17 protein-coding genes and 2 tRNA genes are annotated in these 16,792 nt (G+C 69.7%); 13 read left to right on the top strand and 6 right to left on the bottom strand.

What is annotated here, in order from left to right; genetic code table 11:
- Both EBE87_RS07270 and EBE87_RS07275 read right to left on the bottom strand, forming a co-directional pair.
- On the bottom strand, positions 1 to 293 hold a 293-nt coding region (locus EBE87_RS07270), incomplete at its 3' end, for a TolC family protein (RefSeq protein WP_233553088.1).
- A 157-nt stretch (positions 294 to 450) separates the two neighbouring features.
- A complete protein-coding gene (locus EBE87_RS07275; protein ID WP_120637211.1) occupies positions 451 to 1,110 on the bottom strand; it encodes a protein-L-isoaspartate O-methyltransferase family protein in 660 nt (219 codons plus the stop codon).
- A gap of 161 nt (positions 1,111 to 1,271) precedes the next feature.
- On the opposite strand from EBE87_RS07275, the gene EBE87_RS07280 reads away from it, so the two are divergent.
- Positions 1,272 to 1,345: transfer RNA gene (locus tag EBE87_RS07280), tRNA-Cys, on the top strand.
- Positions 1,346 to 1,438: 93 nt separating this feature from the next.
- Positions 1,439 to 1,514: transfer RNA gene (locus EBE87_RS07285), tRNA-Asn, on the top strand.
- 68 nt (positions 1,515 to 1,582) lie between these two features.
- Here EBE87_RS07285 and phnF read toward each other — a convergent pair.
- A complete protein-coding gene (phnF, locus tag EBE87_RS07290) occupies positions 1,583 to 2,326 on the bottom strand; it encodes a phosphonate metabolism transcriptional regulator PhnF (protein ID WP_120637169.1) in 744 nt (247 codons plus the stop codon).
- A gap of 104 nt (positions 2,327 to 2,430) precedes the next feature.
- Here phnF and phnG point away from each other — a divergent pair, with 104 nt between their 5' ends.
- From phnG to EBE87_RS07330, 8 genes are read left to right on the top strand one after another with little or no spacing between them, the layout of a single operon-like run.
- Positions 2,431 to 2,877 carry a phosphonate C-P lyase system protein PhnG gene (gene phnG / locus EBE87_RS07295; RefSeq protein ID WP_267898239.1) on the top strand — a complete coding sequence of 149 codons (447 nt, stop codon included), beginning with the start codon at positions 2,431 to 2,433 and terminating at the stop codon, positions 2,875 to 2,877.
- Complete coding sequence (phnH, locus tag EBE87_RS07300; protein ID WP_120637171.1) at positions 2,877 to 3,440, top strand: phosphonate C-P lyase system protein PhnH; 564 nt, start codon at positions 2,877 to 2,879, stop codon at positions 3,438 to 3,440. Before phnG ends, phnH begins: the two co-directional genes overlap by 1 nt.
- Positions 3,441 to 3,444: 4 nt before the next feature.
- Positions 3,445 to 4,530, top strand: coding sequence for a carbon-phosphorus lyase complex subunit PhnI (locus tag EBE87_RS07305; RefSeq protein ID WP_120637172.1), 1,086 nt, complete (start codon positions 3,445 to 3,447; stop codon positions 4,528 to 4,530).
- Positions 4,527 to 5,384 (top strand): alpha-D-ribose 1-methylphosphonate 5-phosphate C-P-lyase PhnJ, encoded by an 858-nt coding sequence (locus EBE87_RS07310; protein WP_120637173.1) that lies wholly within the window; start codon positions 4,527 to 4,529, stop codon positions 5,382 to 5,384. The genes EBE87_RS07305 and EBE87_RS07310 overlap by 4 nt, the downstream gene beginning before the upstream one ends.
- Positions 5,381 to 6,154: a phosphonate C-P lyase system protein PhnK gene (gene phnK, locus EBE87_RS07315; protein ID WP_120637174.1), complete on the top strand. Its 774-nt coding sequence runs from the start codon at positions 5,381 to 5,383 to the stop codon at positions 6,152 to 6,154. Before EBE87_RS07310 ends, phnK begins: the two co-directional genes overlap by 4 nt.
- Positions 6,151 to 6,849 carry a phosphonate C-P lyase system protein PhnL gene (phnL, locus tag EBE87_RS07320; RefSeq protein WP_120637175.1) on the top strand — a complete coding sequence of 233 codons (699 nt, stop codon included), beginning with the start codon at positions 6,151 to 6,153 and terminating at the stop codon, positions 6,847 to 6,849. Before phnK ends, phnL begins: the two co-directional genes overlap by 4 nt.
- Positions 6,846 to 7,982 (top strand): alpha-D-ribose 1-methylphosphonate 5-triphosphate diphosphatase, encoded by a 1,137-nt coding sequence (locus EBE87_RS07325; protein WP_120637176.1) that lies wholly within the window; start codon positions 6,846 to 6,848, stop codon positions 7,980 to 7,982. Before phnL ends, EBE87_RS07325 begins: the two co-directional genes overlap by 4 nt.
- Positions 7,979 to 8,656, top strand: coding sequence for a DUF1045 domain-containing protein (locus EBE87_RS07330; RefSeq protein WP_120637177.1), 678 nt, complete (start codon positions 7,979 to 7,981; stop codon positions 8,654 to 8,656). The genes EBE87_RS07325 and EBE87_RS07330 overlap by 4 nt, the downstream gene beginning before the upstream one ends.
- Here the strand turns inward: EBE87_RS07330 and phnN are convergent.
- Positions 8,625 to 9,203, bottom strand: a complete 579-nt coding sequence (phnN, locus tag EBE87_RS07335; RefSeq protein ID WP_233553089.1) for a phosphonate metabolism protein/1,5-bisphosphokinase (PRPP-forming) PhnN — start codon at positions 9,201 to 9,203, stop codon at positions 8,625 to 8,627. The genes EBE87_RS07330 and phnN overlap by 32 nt on opposite strands.
- A 113-nt stretch (positions 9,204 to 9,316) precedes the next feature.
- Here phnN and EBE87_RS07340 point away from each other — a divergent pair, with 113 nt between their 5' ends.
- Positions 9,317 to 11,098, top strand: a complete 1,782-nt coding sequence (locus EBE87_RS07340) for a gamma-glutamyltransferase family protein (protein ID WP_120637179.1) — start codon at positions 9,317 to 9,319, stop codon at positions 11,096 to 11,098.
- Here the strand turns inward: EBE87_RS07340 and EBE87_RS07345 are convergent.
- Positions 11,095 to 12,171: an AI-2E family transporter gene (locus tag EBE87_RS07345; RefSeq protein ID WP_233553090.1), complete on the bottom strand. Its 1,077-nt coding sequence runs from the start codon at positions 12,169 to 12,171 to the stop codon at positions 11,095 to 11,097. The genes EBE87_RS07340 and EBE87_RS07345 overlap by 4 nt on opposite strands.
- Before the next feature lie 123 nt (positions 12,172 to 12,294).
- Here EBE87_RS07345 and otnI point away from each other — a divergent pair, with 123 nt between their 5' ends.
- Complete coding sequence (gene otnI / locus EBE87_RS07350; RefSeq protein ID WP_120637181.1) at positions 12,295 to 13,074, top strand: 2-oxo-tetronate isomerase; 780 nt, start codon at positions 12,295 to 12,297, stop codon at positions 13,072 to 13,074.
- 173 nt (positions 13,075 to 13,247) lie between these two features.
- Positions 13,248 to 14,120 carry a helix-turn-helix domain-containing protein gene (locus EBE87_RS07355; protein WP_120637182.1) on the top strand — a complete coding sequence of 291 codons (873 nt, stop codon included), beginning with the start codon at positions 13,248 to 13,250 and terminating at the stop codon, positions 14,118 to 14,120.
- On the opposite strand, the gene EBE87_RS07360 is transcribed toward EBE87_RS07355, so the two are convergent.
- Entirely contained in the window at positions 14,117 to 16,765 is a 2,649-nt protein-coding gene (locus EBE87_RS07360) for a bifunctional acetate--CoA ligase family protein/GNAT family N-acetyltransferase (protein ID WP_120637212.1), read from the bottom strand. The genes EBE87_RS07355 and EBE87_RS07360 overlap by 4 nt on opposite strands.
- Between the last annotated feature and the right edge of the window lie 27 nt (positions 16,766 to 16,792).

Raw genomic sequence — 16,792 nt, forward strand, 5'->3', positions numbered from 1 at the left:
CGCCGCGTGCTGGCCACCGTGCGGCCGCCGTTATACAGCGGCTGCGTCACCGTCGCCTGCAGCGAGCCGATCTGCCGGTCGGTATCGGCGTAGATGCCGCGTGAGCGCGCCGTGCCGGAATTGTAGCCGGCTGAGCCGGCAACGGTGACGCTCGGCCGCCAGCCCGACAGCGCCTGCGGCACATTCTCATCCACCACCCGCAGCTGCGCCCGCGCCGTCTGCAGGGTCGGGTTGTTGGCATAAGCCTGCGACAGCGCCGCCTCCAGCGTCTGCCCCCGCGCCACCCCAACCATCAACCCACACATCAATACCGACGCCGATAGCATCCGGAACATCGACATCGCCACTCTCCCCAACCCAAGCCGGGGCTCCGCCCAGGCGGCGCGAGATTAGACGAGGCCGCCCGATCCGGCCAGCATCCTCGCCGCCCTGGCGATCACGTAACCGCCCTCAGAAGACGAAGCCCGGCTCCGGCGCGAAGCCTGGCAGCGGCGCCGTGGTGCAGTCAAAGGCTTCGGTGGTGCTGAAGGCGCCGCCAGCGCGGCGGCCGAGCACGGCGGCGCCGGAACGGCCGGGCGCATGGCAGACGCAGACCAGCCGCCCACCTTCCGCCAGACGGTCGGAGATGGCGGTGGGGATGGCCGGCACCTCACCCTCCAGCATGATGACGTCGAAGGGGCCGGCCGGGGCGCCGGTGGCCGGCGGGGCCTCCACCAGCTGCACGGAACCTGGCGCCAGCATCGCGCTATCCGCCAGCGCGGAGCGCGCCAGGGAGAGCAGAGACGCATCGTCCTCCACCGCCGTGACGCGGGCACCGAGGCGGGCCAGCAGGGCGGCGCCGTAGCCGGAGCCAGAGCCCAGCACCAGCGCCGTCTCCCCTTCCCGCACCTCGGCCAGCTGCACCAGGCGGGCCATCATCATGGGCTGCATCAGCACCCGGCCGTGGCCGAGGGGCACGTCCTCATCGGCATGCGCGCGGGCGATGCAGTGCTGCGGCACGAAGAGATGACGCGGCAGCTCCAGCATGGCCTCGATGATGCGGGTGTCGGTCACTTTGTTGGGCCGGACCTGTCCGTCCACCATCCACTTGCGCGCATCGGCGAAATTCATCGGCCGCTCATCCTCGTCCTTCGCGCGGATCACACCCCCGCGCGTGGCCGCGGTTATAGGCGCCGTATTCCGCGGTTCCAAGCGGCAGGCCAGCGACGAACCGCATTGAGGCCGATCTGCCCCCTTGACCCTGAGCCTCTGGCACCCGATACAGCGCCCACGGCCTGATGGCAGAATGGTGATGCAACGGACTGCAAATCCGTGAATGTGGGTTCGATTCCCGCTCAGGCCTCCAAACTAAGACTACAGTAAAGCGTTAGAGCGGAACGATTAAAAAAGCCCCTTGCGGCCCACGAATTGCCCCGCTATAGCGCCCCTCACAAACTGATCCCCGATAGCTCAGCTGGTAGAGCACGCGACTGTTAATCGCTAGGTCGTTGGTTCGAGTCCAACTCGGGGAGCCAATACATAGAAAAGCCCCTGGATGCTTCAGCATCCAAGGGCTTTTTCTTTGGCTTGGCCGTTGCGCGGCCTAGCCGCCCTCCTCGATGACGATCTGGACCCGCCCTGCCGCGTAGCAGGACAGCGTGAAATCGACTGGCCGTCCCTCAGGGTCGGCATTCAGCGCCTCAGCCACCATCACAGGGCGGCTGCGCCCCTGCTGCAGCAGATCGGCCTCCTCCGTCGTGGGCAGCCGCGCCGTCAGGCGGGTGGAAACACGGTGGTAATCAGCAACGCCGCAAGCCTTCATAGCGCCGGTGATGGAGGCGTCCTGCTCCAGCGCCGCCGTGACGCCTTGAAAGCGTGGCAACACGAAATGGTGCTTGCCGAACACCACCGGTCGGCCATCCGCCAGACCCAGCCGCTCCACCACCAGGACAGCGCGGCCTGGGCGCAGGCGAAGCGCCTCGGCCACCAGTTGATCCGCCGGCTGCTCGACCACACGCAGGATGCGCCCGGCGGGTTCCCGGTTCTGCGCCCTTATCACCTCGGAGAAACGGGTGCGGGGACCGAGAGGGTAGTCCACCACATCCTCCGCGACAAAGGAGCCGCGCCCCTGCTCGATACGGATCAGCCCGCGCAGGCTCAGGGCATCCAGCGCCCGGCGCACGGTATGGCGGTTGACGCCGTGGCGGGTGGCCAGTTCGGCCTCGCTGGGCAGGCGGCTGCCGGGGGCGTGCTGGCCGCTGGCGATGGCCTGCTCCAGCACCTGCACGATTTGCCGCCACAGGGCGACGCCCTCTCCACGGGCCAGGTTGTGCGGAGGAGGTGTCATGAAAGCTTCAACCCGCCGGTTCCTTCCAGATGCCACATTCGGCTTGACGCTAGCCTGTTGGATATCTACTCGTCTAGACATCTCAACAGGACACGGAGCCTACCTTGTCCGAGGATATCAAAGCCCGCCGTCGCTGGATGGGCCTGCTCGCACGCTCCAGCCACAATGCCATCCGCGCCCGACTGAACGACGCCCCCCCTCTGCCGCCCCATAGCCGCCTGCGCGGCCCTGAAACCGGCCTCGTGATGCTGCGTGGCCGCGCCGGGGGCGATGGCAGTGCCTTCAACCTTTCCGAAATGACGGTGACCCGCTGCGCGGTGACCTTGGAGGATGGAACGGTGGGGCATGCCTATGTCGCCGGCCGGGACCGGCAACAGGCGGAGCTGGCGGCTGTGCTGGACGCCGCCTTGCAGAACGCGGCGTTGCGGCCGGCGCTGATGGGCGCCGTTGTCGAGCCCCTCGCTGCCCAGGAAGCGGAGCATCGGGCGCGGGAGGCCCGCAAGGCGGCCGCCACCCGCGTGCAGTTCTTCACCATGGCGAACATGCGCTGATGCGCCCCGGATTCACCGACCCCGTGCAGGATGCGCAGTCCTGCTTCCGTGCGGTGCTGGAGGCCATGAGCCGCCCCGGCCGCGTTCAGGTGCTGCCGGACGGCCTTAATCCACCTGCCGCCCTGCATCCTGCCACGGCCGCCGTGCTGCTGACCCTGGCTGATGCCGAGACGCCGCTGCACCATGATGCCGGCGCCGAAGCCGACTCCTGGCTGCGCTTCCACTGCGGTTGTCCGCTGGCGAGCCCTGCCGACGCCGCCTTCGTTCTGGCGGCAGGGCAGCCGCCGGCGATCTCTGCCCTGGCGCAGGGCAGCGATGAGGAGCCGGAGCGCGGCGCCACCCTGATCCTTCAGGTTTCCGCACTGGAAACCGGCCATGGCTGGCGCCTCACCGGGCCCGGCATCGCCCAGGAACACCGGCTTTGGGTGGAGGGCTTGCCCCCCGGTTTCGTGGCTGAGTGGCGGGCGCAGCGGGCCTGCTTCCCTCGTGGGGTGGATGTCATTCTCTGCGCCGGCCATCGCATCGCCGCCCTGCCGCGCGGCATCCGGATCGAGGAGGGCTGACGCCATGGCCTATGTGGCTGTCAAAGGCGGCGAACGCGCGATCGGCAACGCCCATGCCTGGCTGGCCGAAACCCGCCGTGGCGACACGGATGTGCCGGAGCTGGACGTTGCCCAGGTGGCGCAGCAGCTTGGCTTGGCGGTGGACCGGGTCATGGCGGAAGGCTCCTGCTACGACCGTGATCTTGCCGCCCTGGCCATCAAGCAGGCGCGCGGCGACCTGATCGAGGCCGCCTTCCTGCTGCGCGCCTATCGCACCACCCTGCCCCGCTTCGGCTATGCGGCGCCGCTGGATACCGGCGCCATGCGCATCCGCCGCCGGGTTTCCGCGACCTACAAGGACCTGCCAGGGGGGCAGGTCCTGGGCCCGACCTTCGACTACACCCACCGCCTGCTGGATTTCACCCTGGCCGCCGCCGGAGAGCCTCCTGCCCCCGCCCCCGAGGTGGAGGCGGAGGACGCGGAGGCCCCGCGCGTGACGGAACTGCTGGCCCGCGAGAACCTGATGCGGCGCGATGAAGCGTCGGAGGTCGAGCCGGCGGACCTGACGCGCCAGCCGCTCTCCTTTCCCGCAGCGCGGCCAACGCGGCTGCAGAACCTGGCGCGGGGCGACGAGGGTTTTCTGCTGGGCTTGGGTTATTCCACCCAGCGCGGCTACGGCAACAGCCATCCCTTTGTTGGTGAGATCCGGCACGGCAGCGTCACCGTCTGCTTCACGCCGCCGGAACTCGGCTTCGAGATCGAGATCGGTGAGATCGATGTCACCGAATGCCAGATGGTGAACCAGTTCCACGGCAGCCGCAGCGAACCCCCGCAGTTCACCCGTGGCTACGGGCTGGTGCTGGGGCAAGGCGAGCGCAAGGCGATGTCGATGGCCCTGGTGGACCGTGCCCTGCAGGCCGGCGAACTGGGCGAGGACCGCACCGCGCCCGCGCAGGACGAGGAGTTCGTGCTGATGCACAGCGACAATGTCGAGGCGACTGGCTTCGTCGAACACCTGAAGCTGCCGCACTACGTGGACTTCCAGAGCGAGCTGGAAGTGGTGCGCCTGATGCGCGCGACCGCCGCCGAACCGGAGAAGGCTGAGCCATGAGCCGCGACGAGGCCTATAACTTCGCCTATCTGGACGAGAACACGAAGCGGATGATCCGCCGCGCACTGCTGAAGGCAGTGGCCATCCCAGGCCATCAGGTGCCCTTCGGCGCGCGGGAAATGCCGCTGCCCTATGGCTGGGGCACCGGCGGCATCCAGGTGACGGCCGCCGTGCTGGGGCCGCGCGACGTGCTGAAGGTCATCGACCAGGGGGCGGACGACACCACCAATGCCGTATCCATCCGCCGCTTCTTCCACCGCGTGGCGGGCGTGGAGACGACGACGCGCACGTCGGAGGCCACGGTCATCCAGACCCGGCACCGCATCCCGGAAGCCAGGCTGACCGAAGCGCAGATCATCGTCTACCAGGTACCGATGCCGGAGCCGCTGTTCCGCCTGGAGCCCCGGCTGGCGGAGACGAAGCGCATGCACGCACTGGCCGATTACGGGCTCATGCATGTGAAGCTTTACGAGGATATCGCGAAGCACGGCCATATCGCGACCTCCTACAGCTACCCGGTGATGGTGGACGGGCGCTACCTGATGTCGCCCTCGCCCATCCCCGCCTTCGATAATCCGAAGATGCACCGCATGCCGGCGCTGCAACTCTTTGGTGCCGGGCGGGAGAAGCGCATCTACGCCGTGCCGCCCTATACCGATGTGCGGAGCCTGGATTTCGAGGACCACCCCTTCCGGCCGCATCGCGCCAAGGCGCATTGCGCGCTTTGCGCCTCCTGCACCAGCTACCTCGACGAGGTGGTGACGGACGATCGCGGCGGGCGGATGTTCGTCTGCTCCGACACCGACTACTGCGAAACCCGCCAGGCTGAACAACAGAAGGTTGCCGCGGCATGAGCGCGCCTCTGCTGGAGGCTGAGGGCCTCCGCCTCCGCTTCGGCGCCGTGGTGGCGCTGGACTCGGTGGCCATCGATGTCCATCCGGGCGAAGTGGTCGCCATTGTGGGTGAATCCGGCTCGGGCAAATCCACCCTGCTGCGGGTTCTGGCCGGGCAGATGCGGCCCGATGCGGGGCAGGTCACCTACCGCGCCCCGGACGGCACGCCGCACCCGGTGCATGACATGGGCGAGGCCGCCTTGCGGCGCCTGATGCGCACGGATTGGGGCTTCGTGCACCAGCATGCGCGGGACGGGCTGCGCATGGGCGTCTCCGCCGGCGGCAATGTCGGTGAGCGGCTGATGGCCGTGGGCGCCCGCCACTACGGCAATATCCGGGGCGAGGCCGCGGAATGGCTGCGGCGGGTCGAGATCGACCCCGCGCGCATCGACCACCTTCCCCGCACTTTCTCCGGCGGCATGCAGCAGCGGTTGCAGATCGCCCGCACGCTGGTGACGCGCCCGCGGCTGGTGTTCATGGATGAGCCGACCGGCGGGCTGGATGTTTCCGTGCAGGCGCGGCTACTGGACCTGATCCGGGCACTGGTGGCGGATCTCGGCATTGCCGTGCTGCTGGTGACGCACGACATCGCCGCCGCCCGCCTGCTGGCGCACCGCATCATGGTCATGCGGCACGGCCAGGTGGTGGAGCACGGGCTGACCGACCGGGTGCTGGACGACCCGCAGCATCCCTATACACAACTCCTCGTTTCCTCGGTGCTGGCGGCATGAAGGCCTCTCTCTGGACCCAGGACCTGGGCAAGAGCTTCCGGCTGCACCTTCAAGGCGGCATCCGCATCCCTGTGCTGGAGCATGTCGATTTCGCCGTGGCGCCGGGTGAATGCGTGGCGCTCTCCGGCCCCTCCGGCGCCGGCAAATCGACGCTGATGCGCTGCCTTTATGGCAATTACGGTGCCGAGGCCGGGCGCATCCACCTGATGCATGACGGCGCGGCGGTGGAGCTGACCGGTGCCGATGCCCGCGCGATGCGCGAGATCCGCCGGCAGACGCTGGGCTATGTCTCGCAGTTCCTGCGCGTCATTCCCCGCATCGGTGCCCTGGACATCGTGGCGGAGCCGCTGATCGCGCGCGGCGCCGCGCCCGAGCTTGCGCGGACGCGGGCCGAATCCCTCCTGCTGCAGCTCAACCTGCCGCGCCGCCTGCACCACCTGCCGCCCGCGACCTTCTCGGGCGGCGAGCAGCAGCGGGTGAACCTTGCCCGTGGCTTCGCCCCCGGCTACCCCATCCTGCTGCTGGACGAGCCCACCGCGAGCCTCGACGCCGCCAACCGCGAGGTGGTGATCGCGTTGATCGCCGAGGCCAAGGCCGCCGGCACCGCGATCATCGGCATTTTCCATGACGTGGAAGTGCGGGACCGCGTGGCCGACCGTCTCTTCGAAGTTTTGCCCATCCAGGACGCCGCATGACCGCCGAGACCATTCTGACCAACGCCCTGCTGGTCCTCCCTGAAGAGGTGCTGCCCGGCACCCTGGTGGTGCGGGAGGGACGCATCGCGGAGGTGCAGCCCGGCCGCAGCCATGCGCCCGGCGCCATCGACCTGGATGGCGACCACCTGATGCCCGGTGTCATCGACGTGCATACGGACAACCTGGAACGCCAGGTGCAGCCCCGCGCCACAGCGCGCTGGCCTTCCCGCTCCGCCTTCATGTCGCATGACGCGCAGACGGCGGCGGCGGGCGTGACCACGGTGCTGGACGCGCTGTGCCTGGGCGATCTCGGCTTCGACGCGCAGCGGACGGAGACCTTTCTGGACGGCGTGAGGGATCTCGATGCCCTGGCACCGACCGGGCTGCTGAAGAGCGAACATTTCCTTCATCTGCGTTGCGAATTGCCCGCCGCGGACCTGATGCCCTTGCTGGACACGGTGGCGGACCACCCCGCCGTGCGGATGGTCAGCTTGATGGATCATTCCCCAGGTGTCGGCCAGTACGTGGATGTCGAGCGCTACCGCGCCATGCGGGCCAAGAGCTTGCCTCTCGAGGAGGTGGAGCGCCGCATCGACCACCTCCTGGCGCAGCGCGAGCGCCTGCTGGGCCCGCAGCGGCGCGCGCTGCTGGAGCGCTTCGCGGGCCGCGACCTGCCACTGGCCAGCCATGACGACTGGCGTGAGGACGAGATCGCACAAAATGAAGCCGACGGCATCATGATTTCGGAATTCCCGGTCTCGATGCTGGCGGCGGAGGCGGCGCGGCGGCATGGCATGCAGATCATCGCCGGCGCGCCGAACCTGGTGCGCGGCGGCAGCCATTCCGGCAATGTCGCGGCTTCCGACCTGGTGCGCAGCGGGCTGGTGGATGTCTTCGCCAGCGACTACGTGCCGCCCGCGATGATCGAGGCGGTGTGGCGCGCGGCGGCCGAGACCGGCCTTTCCCTGCCCAGGGCCATCGCCACCATCACCGATGCCCCCGCGCGCATGCTGAAGATGCACGACCGCGGCCGCATCGAGGCCGGGCGCCGTGCCGACCTCGTGCGCATCCGGCCGCTGGGCGACATGCCGGTGGTGCGCAGCGTCTGGCGGGCGGGCGAGCGCGTCGCATGACGGCGCGCCTCGCCCTCTACTGGGCGCCGGAGGTTGCTGACCCGCTGCACGCGGCAGCCTCCCGCTGGCTGGGCCGCGATGCCGAAACCGGCGCGACCTTTCCGCAGGAGCCCCTGCCCGGCCTGGATATCGGTGAGATCACGGCCGATCCGCGCAACTATGGCTTCCACGCCACCCTGAAGCCGCCGTTCCGCCTCGCGACATCCTATGAGGCGGCGCGCGCCGAGGCAGCAGCACTGGCGGCGCGGACGGCGCCCTTCCAACTGCCGCCACTGACGGTGATGGATCTCGGCGGCTTCCTGGCCTTGCGGGAAAGCGAACCCTGTCCGGCCTTGCAGGCTTTCGCGGATTCCTGCGTCGCCGCACTCGATGCGCACCGTGCCCCGCCAACCGAGGCCGAGCTGGCGCGGCGCCGCCCCGAACGCCTGAGCGAGTCGCAGCGGGCGATGCTCTCCCGCTGGGGCTATCCTTACGTCTTCGCGGAATGGCAGTTCCACCTGACGCTGTCGCGGCGGCTGTCGGCGGAAGAAAAGGCGGTGGTCATGCCGGCGGCGCAGCGCGCCGTCGGTGAAGTGGCGGCGCGGCCGCGCGTGGTGCGGGAACTCTGCCTCTTTACCCAGGTGGCGCCCGGCGCGCCCTTCCTTATCGCGGAGCGGCTGCCCCTGGGCGGCTGAAGCCGGCGTCGAGGCCGTCGCGCAGCGCCCGCAGCAAGCGGGCCGCGCCGGCCTCGGCACTCGTATCATTCACCACCTGCACGACCTCCAGCCCCTGCGGCAGAGCTGGCTGGCGCATCAGACGCTCGGCGATCTCCTCCGCCGTCTCGCGCCCACGCTGTGCCAGGCGAGCCGCCAGGATGGCCGTGGGGGCCGTGACCTCGATGACGCGGAGGCGGTAGCGGGTATTCGCTTCCGCCAGCACCGCACGCGACAGATTGGCGATCACCACGCGCCCGGCCGCCAGATCGGCCTCGATGTCGCGGGGGATGCCGTAAAGCAGTCCATGCGCCTGCCAGTGCAGCGCGAAGGCGCCACGGTCCCGCGCCGCGATGAATTCCGCCTCGCTCATCGGGAGATGATCCTCGGCGCCGGCATGCTGCGAGGTTTCCGGCGGGCGGGTAATGGCGCGGCGGGCGAAGACGAAGCGCGGGTCCTGGGACAAGGCGGCGCGGGCGGACCCGAGAAGCGTGTCTTTCCCGGCCCCGGAAGGCCCCACAACAGTCATCAACCAGCCTGACATCACCATCCCTCGATTGACCTGTCGCTTTTCCGCGCGCAGAGGGAATGACGCAAGCAGCCGGGGTGCGTTTTTGGCGGCCCCTCCCCTGGAGCAACCGAATGTTCACAACTCGCCCTGAGATTGCCGCCACTTTTGGTGCCGTTGGCAGCACGCACTGGATCGCCAGCCAGGTTGGCATGGCAGTGCTGGAGCGCGGCGGCAATGCCTTCGACGCCGCCGCCGCCGCCGGCTTCACCCTGCAAGTCGCTGAGCCGCATCTGAACGGCCCGCTGGGCGACTGCCCCATCATCATCCACGATGCCAGGACGGGCACGCAGAAGGTCATCTGCGGCCAGGGCGTGGCGCCGGCCGGGCTGAGCGTGGCCAAGGTGAAGGGCGAGCTGGGGCTGGACCTGATCCCCGGCACCGGCCTGCTGGCCGCCATGGTTCCCGGCGCCTTCGATGCCTGGGCCACCATGCTGCGCGACTGGGGCACCTGGACGCTGGCCGACGTGCTGTCCTTCGCCATCGGCTATGCGGAACGCGGCATCCATTACGTGCCGCGCATCTGCGCCACCATCCAGACCGTGAAGCCGCTGTTCGAGGATGAGTGGAAGACCTCCGCCGCCCTCTGGCTGCGGGATGGCGGGCCGAAGCCGGGCGCCCTCTGGGCCAACCCGACGCTGGCCGCCACCTATATCCGCGTGCTGAAGGAGGCGGCCGCCGCTGGCTCCGACCGCGTGGCGCAGATCGATGCCGCCCGGCGCGCCTGGTACGAGGGCTTCGTGGCCGAGGCCATCGACCGCTTCTGCCGGGAGAACGAGGTGCTGGACGCCTCCGGCCGCCGCCATCGCGGCGTGCTGACGGGCGATGACATGGCCCGCTGGCGCGCGCCGGTGGAGGCGCCGCTGGCCTATAACTATCGCGGCACCACGCTGCTGAAATGCGGCCCCTGGAGCCAGGGCCCGGGCATGTTGCAGACCATGGCCATCCTGGCCGGCTTCGATATCGCCGCCATGGACACGACGGGCGATGAATTCGTCCACACCGTGATCGAGGCGATGAAGCTCGGCTTCGCCGATCGCGAGGCCTTCTATGGCGACCCGGACTTCGTGGATGTGCCGATGGAGACGCTGCTCTCCGAGGCCTACAACATCGAGCGGCGCAAGCTGATCGGCTCGCAGGCCTCGATGGAACTGCGCCCCGGCAGCGTCAACGGGCGCACACCGTGGGTGGACCATGAGGCGGAGAAGCGCCTCGCGATGCTGGGTGCCGCGGGCGCGGGCGAGCCGACGGTCTCCCGCCTCGGCGTCTCCGGCGCCGACACCTGCCATGTCGATGTTATCGACTGCTGGGGCAACATGGTCTCGGCCACGCCCTCCGGCGGCTGGCTGCAGTCCTCTCCGGCCATCCCCGAACTTGGCTTCGCGCTGGGCACCCGTGGGCAGATGTTCTGGCTGGACGAGTCGCTGCCCAATGGCCTGAAGCCGGGCAAGCGGCCGCGCACCACCCTCTCCCCCGGCATGGCGCTGCGCGACGGCAAGCCCTGGATGGCCTTCGGCACCCCGGGCGGGGAGCAGCAGGACCAGTGGCAGCCGATCATGATCGCCCGCATGCTCGACCATGGGCTGAATATCCAGCAGGCGATCGACGCACCGGCCTTCCATAGCGAGCACTGGCCGTCCTCCTTCTGGCCCCGCACGGCGCGGCCGGGCAAGGCGGTGCTGGAAGGCCGCCTGGGCCAGGGGGTGCTGGATGCCATGCTGGCGCGCGGCCACAAGGCCGAGCTGGGCGGCGACTGGTCCGAAGGCCGCCTCTCGGCCGTGCGGCAGGAGCCGGACGGCCAGATCTTCGCGGGCGCGAACCCGCGCGGGATGCAGGGCTACGCGGTCGGCCGCTAACGCAGCACGGTCGGCTCCTCCTCCGCCCAGTCGCGGAGGAGGGTGAAGCCGACCGCCAGTAGCACCGGCCCGAGGAACAACCCGAGGAAGCCGAAGGCGAAGACGCCGCCCAGGGCGCCCAGGATGGTCAGCAGCAACGGCAGGTCGGCGCCGCGGCTGATAAGCCAGGGGCGGATGACGTTATCGACGCTGGAAATGCCGGCCGCACCATAGACCAGCAGGAAGATGCCCCAGCCGGTGGAGCCGGTGGCAAAAAGCCAGATGGCGGCGGGCAGCCAGACCACCGGCGCGCCAACCGGCAGGATCGAGACGATGCCGGCCACCACGCCAAAGAGCACGGGCTGCGGCACGCCCGCGATCCACAGGCCCAGGGCCGTCAATGCGCCCTGCGCCACGGCGGTGCCCAGCAGCCCGTAGACCACGCCGACCGTGACGGCGGCGGTGAGTTGCACCAGCCGCCGCGCCTGCGGCCCGGCGATGCGGCTGACCAGCGCATCCAGCACCCGCGCCATGCGGGGGCCATCCCGGTAGAAGAAGAACGACAGCAGGATGGCGATCACCAGTTCCGCCAGGCCGGACAGGACCGCAAGCAGGAAGCCCAGCAGGTTCTGCGCGATGATGCCGGCATAGGGCCGCAGCATGTTGGTGAGGGGCGAGAAATCCAGTTGCAGGGTCGCCCAGCGCTCCTGCAGGAAAGCGCCGATCAGCGGAATATAGCCCAGCTTGTCCCCGATCCCTGGCAGGCCGCCCGCGATGAAGCCTTCCACGGAGTGCCGCAGGCCCTCGATATCCTCCGCCCGCAGCGGCGTGGCGAACAGCAGCGGCAGGCCGATCAGCAGCATCTCCGCCACCACCATCGCCAAAGCGGCCAGCGTGGGAGAGAGCCCGAGCTTCTCGCGCAGCATGCGGCACAAGGGCCAGGTGCAGTAGGACAGGATGGCGGCCCAGAGCAGCGCGGAGATGAACGGCCGCAGCACCAGCAGGCAGCCGACCATCAGCGCCGCCAGTGCAGCGAGGCCCAACAGCCGCGCGGGCCGCAGCGAGTGGTCGTCCGGGGGAGAAGAAAGGCTCATGGGCGGCATGATGGCCTGAGCACCCCCCGCTCCGCCAGCACCGCCCTTGCTCTTCCGCGCCGGGTCTCTAGCCTGCGCCGGCAACGCGGCCATTGCCGCCGCTCCATAAGAGGGAAACAGTCCATGCCGCGCTTTGCAGCCAATCTGTCCATGATGTTCGGGGAGCTTCCCTTCCTGGACCGTTTCGCCGCCGCGCGCGCGGCTGGCTTCAGCGCCGTGGAGTTCATGTTCCCTTATGACTTCCCGGCTGCCGAGATCGCCAAGCGCCTTGCCGACAACGACCTGGCGCAGGTGTTGTTCAACGCGCCCCCGGGCGATTCGAGCAAGGGAGAGCGCGGGACCGCCTGCCTGCCCGGACGGCAGGAAGAGTTTCGTGACGGCGTGCGGCGCGCGCTGGACTATGCCGCCGCCCTCTCCTGCCCCCGCCTGCACCTGATGGCCGGCATCGCGCCCACCGGCGTCGCGCGGGATACGCTGACCGGCGTCTATACCGCCAACCTGGCCTGGGCGGCCGAGGAAGCGGCCAAGTTCGGCGTGAAGCCGGTGATCGAGCCGATCAACCACCGGGATATCCCGGGCATGTTCCTCAACACCATGGACCAGGGCGCCGCCATCATTGCGGCGGTGGGGCCGGAGCGCCTGGGGCTGCAGTTCGACCTCTACCACTGCCAGGTGACAGAGGGCGACATCGTCAAGCGGGTGGAGAAGCACCTGCCCATCATCGCCCACATGCAGGTGGCCGACGTGCCCGGGCGCAACGAGCCGGGCACCGGAGAAGTGAACTGGCCTTTCGTCTTCGAGCGTATCGACGCCCTCGGGTTCCGCGGTTGGATCGGATGTGAATACCGGCCGCTGGGCGAGACGGTCGCCGGCCTCGGCTGGTTCGCCCCCTACCGCGCCTGAAGGGCCGCCGGGTGCAAAAACTTTACCTGGGCCGTTAGAGCGTCAGCTTGAGCACCACTATTAGTGTTGCGTTATCTCGTCAGGAAGCGCATTTTCCCATCCAATGAGCACCGGGCGAGACGCTTCTCCTGCGGCGCTTCCTTTTACCCGGGCTTTAACTGCGAGAGGTCTCCATGCGGTTCGCGGATATCGGTCAGCAATTGCGGGCCTACCGTCTCGAGTCCGGCATGCGGGCGGAGGAAATCGCCGCCCGCCTTGGCGTGTCCCGCGCGGCCCTCTACCGGTATGAGAAGGGCGAGGTCATCAAGCTGGATACGATCCGGCGCCTCGCGGAACTGCTGAAGATCTCGCCGTTGTCCCTGCTGGGAATCGGCGTCGAGTATTTCTCCCGTCCCCTCGCCTTCCAGGAACGGCTGCGGCAGGTCGAGGAACAGGCCGACCAGATCCTGCAGGTCGGCGGCGCCGTCTGCTATCAGGCCACCACGGAAGCCTTCGACGGCGCCCTGGCCGAAGCCTGGGCCGAGGCGGCGGATCAGGCGCCGGAGCGTATCGCCGCCCGTGCCGCCGCCGACCAGGCCATGGGGCTGCTGGCCGCCCGCAAGAAGCTGCACCAGTCCCGGCGCGCCAATATCATCGCCATGCTGTCCGAGACGGCCTTGCGGCGCATGCTGATGGAAGGGGTGGCGTCTGGCGCCGGCCTGTCCGAACGCACCCGCACCCGCTGCCGCCTTGCCGCCCGCACGGAAGCCGAGAACATCGCCGCGCAGATGGAAAGCGTGCCGATCGGCTTGCAACTGGGCCTGTTGGCCTCGGAGCCTGCCGGCAATTTCCTGGTGCTGCGGGGGCGGGAGCGCGCGCATGTCTGCCTCAGCCCCTTTGCGCCAGAAATGACCTCGGGCGCCGCCATCGGCGTCGGCAGCATCACGGCGGCGGATGAGGCGGTGAGCGCGCACCAGCGCGTCGCCGAGGCCGCGTGGCGTGATGCGCTCAAGGGCGCCGCCGCCGCCGCCCGCGTGCGTGACCTGATCCGCGAAACGACGCGCTAAAGCTCCATCCGCGCTTCCATTACTTCATCGTCGCCGGGCACGCGGCGCAGGGCGAAGCCCAGCGCCTTCACGAAGCCGATCATCGGGCGGTTGTCGGCCAGGACCTGTCCGGCCACGGTATGCAGGCCCTGCGCCCGCGCCCAGGCCAGCAACTGCTCCATCAGGTGGCGCGCCAGCCCCTGCCCTTTCCAGGCCGGCAGCGTGACAACGGCGAATTCTCCGATGTCGCTGCCCGGCTCACGGATCAACCGGGCGCTGCCGACGGTGCGGTCCGGCCCGTCCTGGACCTGCTCCACCGCCACGAAGGCCATCTCCCGGTCGTAGTCGATCTGCGTCATGCGCACGATCTGCTCGGGCGGCAGGGCGCGGAGCTGCGTGAAGAAGCGCCAGCGCACGTCCTCGGGCGTCAGTTGCCGGAAGGCCTCGGCATGCGCCTCGGCATCCTCCGGGCGAATGGGGCGCACCGTGAGCTTGCGGCCATCCCGTGCCGTCCATTCATGCGCCAGTTGCGCGGGGTAAGGCGGAACAGCCAGGAAGCCGGCTTCGCCGGGGGGCCGCAGGCGCAGCGAGGCATCCAGCACCACCGCTTCCTGCCCACGGGCCAGCAGCGGGTTGATGATCAGGTCCTCGACTTCGGGGAAATCGACCGCGATCTGCGAGACGCGGACCAGCGCATCCACCACCCGCTCCAGGTCCACGGCGGCCAGGTCGCGGAAGCCGGAGAGCAGGCGGGCACCGCGCGTGCGGCGGATCTGCGCCAGTGCCAGCGCCCGGTTCAGCGGCGGCAGGTCGTAAGCGACATCCGGTTCGAAATCCGAGGCGGTGCCGCCGCGCCCGAAGCCGATCCAGGGGCCGAACATCGCGTCGTCCCCCAGGCGGATCCGCAGCTCATGCGCCTTGGGCGTGCCGAGCCCCAGCATGCGCTGCACCAGGACGCCCTGCAGGCGCAGGTCCGGGTGGTCGCGGCGGGCCTGCTCCAGCATCGTGGACGCGGCCTGCATCACGGCCTCGGCGTCCGGCAGGTTGAGCGTGACGCCGCCAATCTCCGTCTTGCGCGGCAGGTCGGGGCTGGAAAGCTTCACCACCACCGGGAAGCCCAGGCGCTGGGCGGCGGCAGCGGCGGCGGCGGGGTCAGCCGCGACTTCCCCAGGAACGACAGGCTGGCCATAGGCGGCCAGGATCGACAGCGCCTCCTGCTCCGTCAGCGACAGGCGGGACTCCGCCCGCGCGGTATCCAGGATACGCCGGACAGCGGCGCGGTCGGGCGCCAGATGCAGCACGTCCCTTGGCGGCAGCTCGGCGGCGGCGGCGCGGTTGCGACGGTCGGTGGCCAGATGGAATGCCCCCCGCACCGCGGCTTCCGGCGAGGCAAAGACCGCGATGCCCGCCTGCGCCAGTCGCCGCCGCGCCGGCTCGGCGCTGGCATGGCCGAGCCAGCCGGCCAGCACCGGCGCCCCCCGCGTGGCCTTGGCGGCAGCGGCCATATTGCCGGCGGCCACCATCTCATCCTCGCCGGCGGAGGGGGAATGCACCGCCACCACGGCATCCACTTCCGGCAAGGCAGCCAGCAGCGCGGCGGCCTCGGCAAGCCTGTGTGCCTGGCCACGCGGCAGCAGGAGAGGATTGGCCGCCGAGGCGTCGGGCAGCACCATGGCCAGGGTCTGGCCGGCGGCCTCGCTCCAGCGCGCCAGCCTGGCACCGCTGGCAACCACCGCATCGGCCGCAATCTGCGCCGGACCCTGGCCATTGGAGACGATGGCAATGCGGTCCCCCGCCATGGCATCCGGCCCGGTGCGGCGGGCGGGCCGTACCCTGGCCAGGGTTTCGGCGGCGGCCAGCAGATCCTCGAAGCCGCCGACGCGCAGCACGCCGGCGCGCCGCAGCGCGGCCTCCATCACGGCATCCGCCGTCCCGGAAGCGTCACCCTGCCGGCCGCCGGGCCGCAGGGCCACCACGGGCCGGGTACGCGCCGTGGCACGGGCGGCGGAGATGAACATGCGCCGATTCTTGATGCGGCGGATATCCAGCAGCACGGCGCCGGCCATGGCATCGCGGGCCAGCCAGTCCAGCGCCATGGCGAAGCCCAGCCCCTGATTGGTGCCGATGCCGAGGATATGGCTGAAGCCCAACTCCTCCCCGGTTGCCCAGTCGATCACGGCGCGCGCGGTGGCGGCGGATTGGCAAAGCAGCGCCAGCTTGCCGGGCCGGGGCGTGAGATGCGACATGCTGGCGTTCAGCCCGATCGCCGGCAGGCACAAACCGAAGCTATGGGAACCAAAGGCCCGGACCCCGGTCTGCGCCGTCAGCGCCGCCAAGTCCGGTGAAGCCACGGGAACCACGGCCGCGAAGCAACCGCGCGCGGCGAGGCTGGCCATGGCTGCGGCCTGCGCCTCAGGCGGCAGGCAGAGCACGGCCAGATCAGGCGCCTCGGGCAGATCCTCGATACTGGCGGCGGCGGTCAGGCCCGCCTGTTGGCAGCCAATGGCATAGAGGCTGCCCTTGAAGCCGCCGGAAGCCAGGTTGCGCGCCAGGATGGCGGTTTCACCCAGCGTCTCGTCGCCCACCAGCACCACGGATCGTGGGCGGAAGAGCGCCGTGTCACGGAATCCATGCTGGGAGCGGGAGAGCGGAACAGGCAGGTTCATGGCGCCATCAGCATGGCGCGGGCCTGC

The sequence above is a fragment of the Teichococcus wenyumeiae genome, from assembly GCF_003696345.1.
Classification (GTDB): Bacteria; Pseudomonadota; Alphaproteobacteria; order Acetobacterales; family Acetobacteraceae; genus Pseudoroseomonas; species Pseudoroseomonas wenyumeiae.

Excerpts from the sequence above, each read along its gene's own strand:
- EBE87_RS07355 (WP_120637182.1), top strand. The coding sequence starts at position 13,248 with ATGCGGTTCGCGGATATCGGTCAGCAATTGCGGGCCTACCGTCTCGAG.
- EBE87_RS07275 (WP_120637211.1), bottom strand. The coding sequence starts at position 1,110 with ATGAATTTCGCCGATGCGCGCAAGTGGATGGTGGACGGACAGGTCCGG.
- EBE87_RS07325 (WP_120637176.1), top strand. The coding sequence starts at position 6,846 with ATGACCGCCGAGACCATTCTGACCAACGCCCTGCTGGTCCTCCCTGAA.
- otnI (WP_120637181.1), top strand. The coding sequence starts at position 12,295 with ATGCCGCGCTTTGCAGCCAATCTGTCCATGATGTTCGGGGAGCTTCCC.
- phnF (WP_120637169.1), bottom strand. The coding sequence starts at position 2,326 with ATGACACCTCCTCCGCACAACCTGGCCCGTGGAGAGGGCGTCGCCCTG.
- phnN (WP_233553089.1), bottom strand. The coding sequence starts at position 9,203 with ATGACTGTTGTGGGGCCTTCCGGGGCCGGGAAAGACACGCTTCTCGGG.
- EBE87_RS07345 (WP_233553090.1), bottom strand. The coding sequence starts at position 12,171 with ATGAGCCTTTCTTCTCCCCCGGACGACCACTCGCTGCGGCCCGCGCGG.
- EBE87_RS07340 (WP_120637179.1), top strand. The coding sequence starts at position 9,317 with ATGTTCACAACTCGCCCTGAGATTGCCGCCACTTTTGGTGCCGTTGGC.
- phnK (WP_120637174.1), top strand. The coding sequence starts at position 5,381 with ATGAGCGCGCCTCTGCTGGAGGCTGAGGGCCTCCGCCTCCGCTTCGGC.
- phnL (WP_120637175.1), top strand. The coding sequence starts at position 6,151 with ATGAAGGCCTCTCTCTGGACCCAGGACCTGGGCAAGAGCTTCCGGCTG.
- EBE87_RS07305 (WP_120637172.1), top strand. The coding sequence starts at position 3,445 with ATGGCCTATGTGGCTGTCAAAGGCGGCGAACGCGCGATCGGCAACGCC.
- EBE87_RS07360 (WP_120637212.1), bottom strand. The coding sequence starts at position 16,765 with ATGAACCTGCCTGTTCCGCTCTCCCGCTCCCAGCATGGATTCCGTGAC.
- EBE87_RS07330 (WP_120637177.1), top strand. The coding sequence starts at position 7,979 with ATGACGGCGCGCCTCGCCCTCTACTGGGCGCCGGAGGTTGCTGACCCG.
- phnH (WP_120637171.1), top strand. The coding sequence starts at position 2,877 with ATGCGCCCCGGATTCACCGACCCCGTGCAGGATGCGCAGTCCTGCTTC.
- EBE87_RS07310 (WP_120637173.1), top strand. The coding sequence starts at position 4,527 with ATGAGCCGCGACGAGGCCTATAACTTCGCCTATCTGGACGAGAACACG.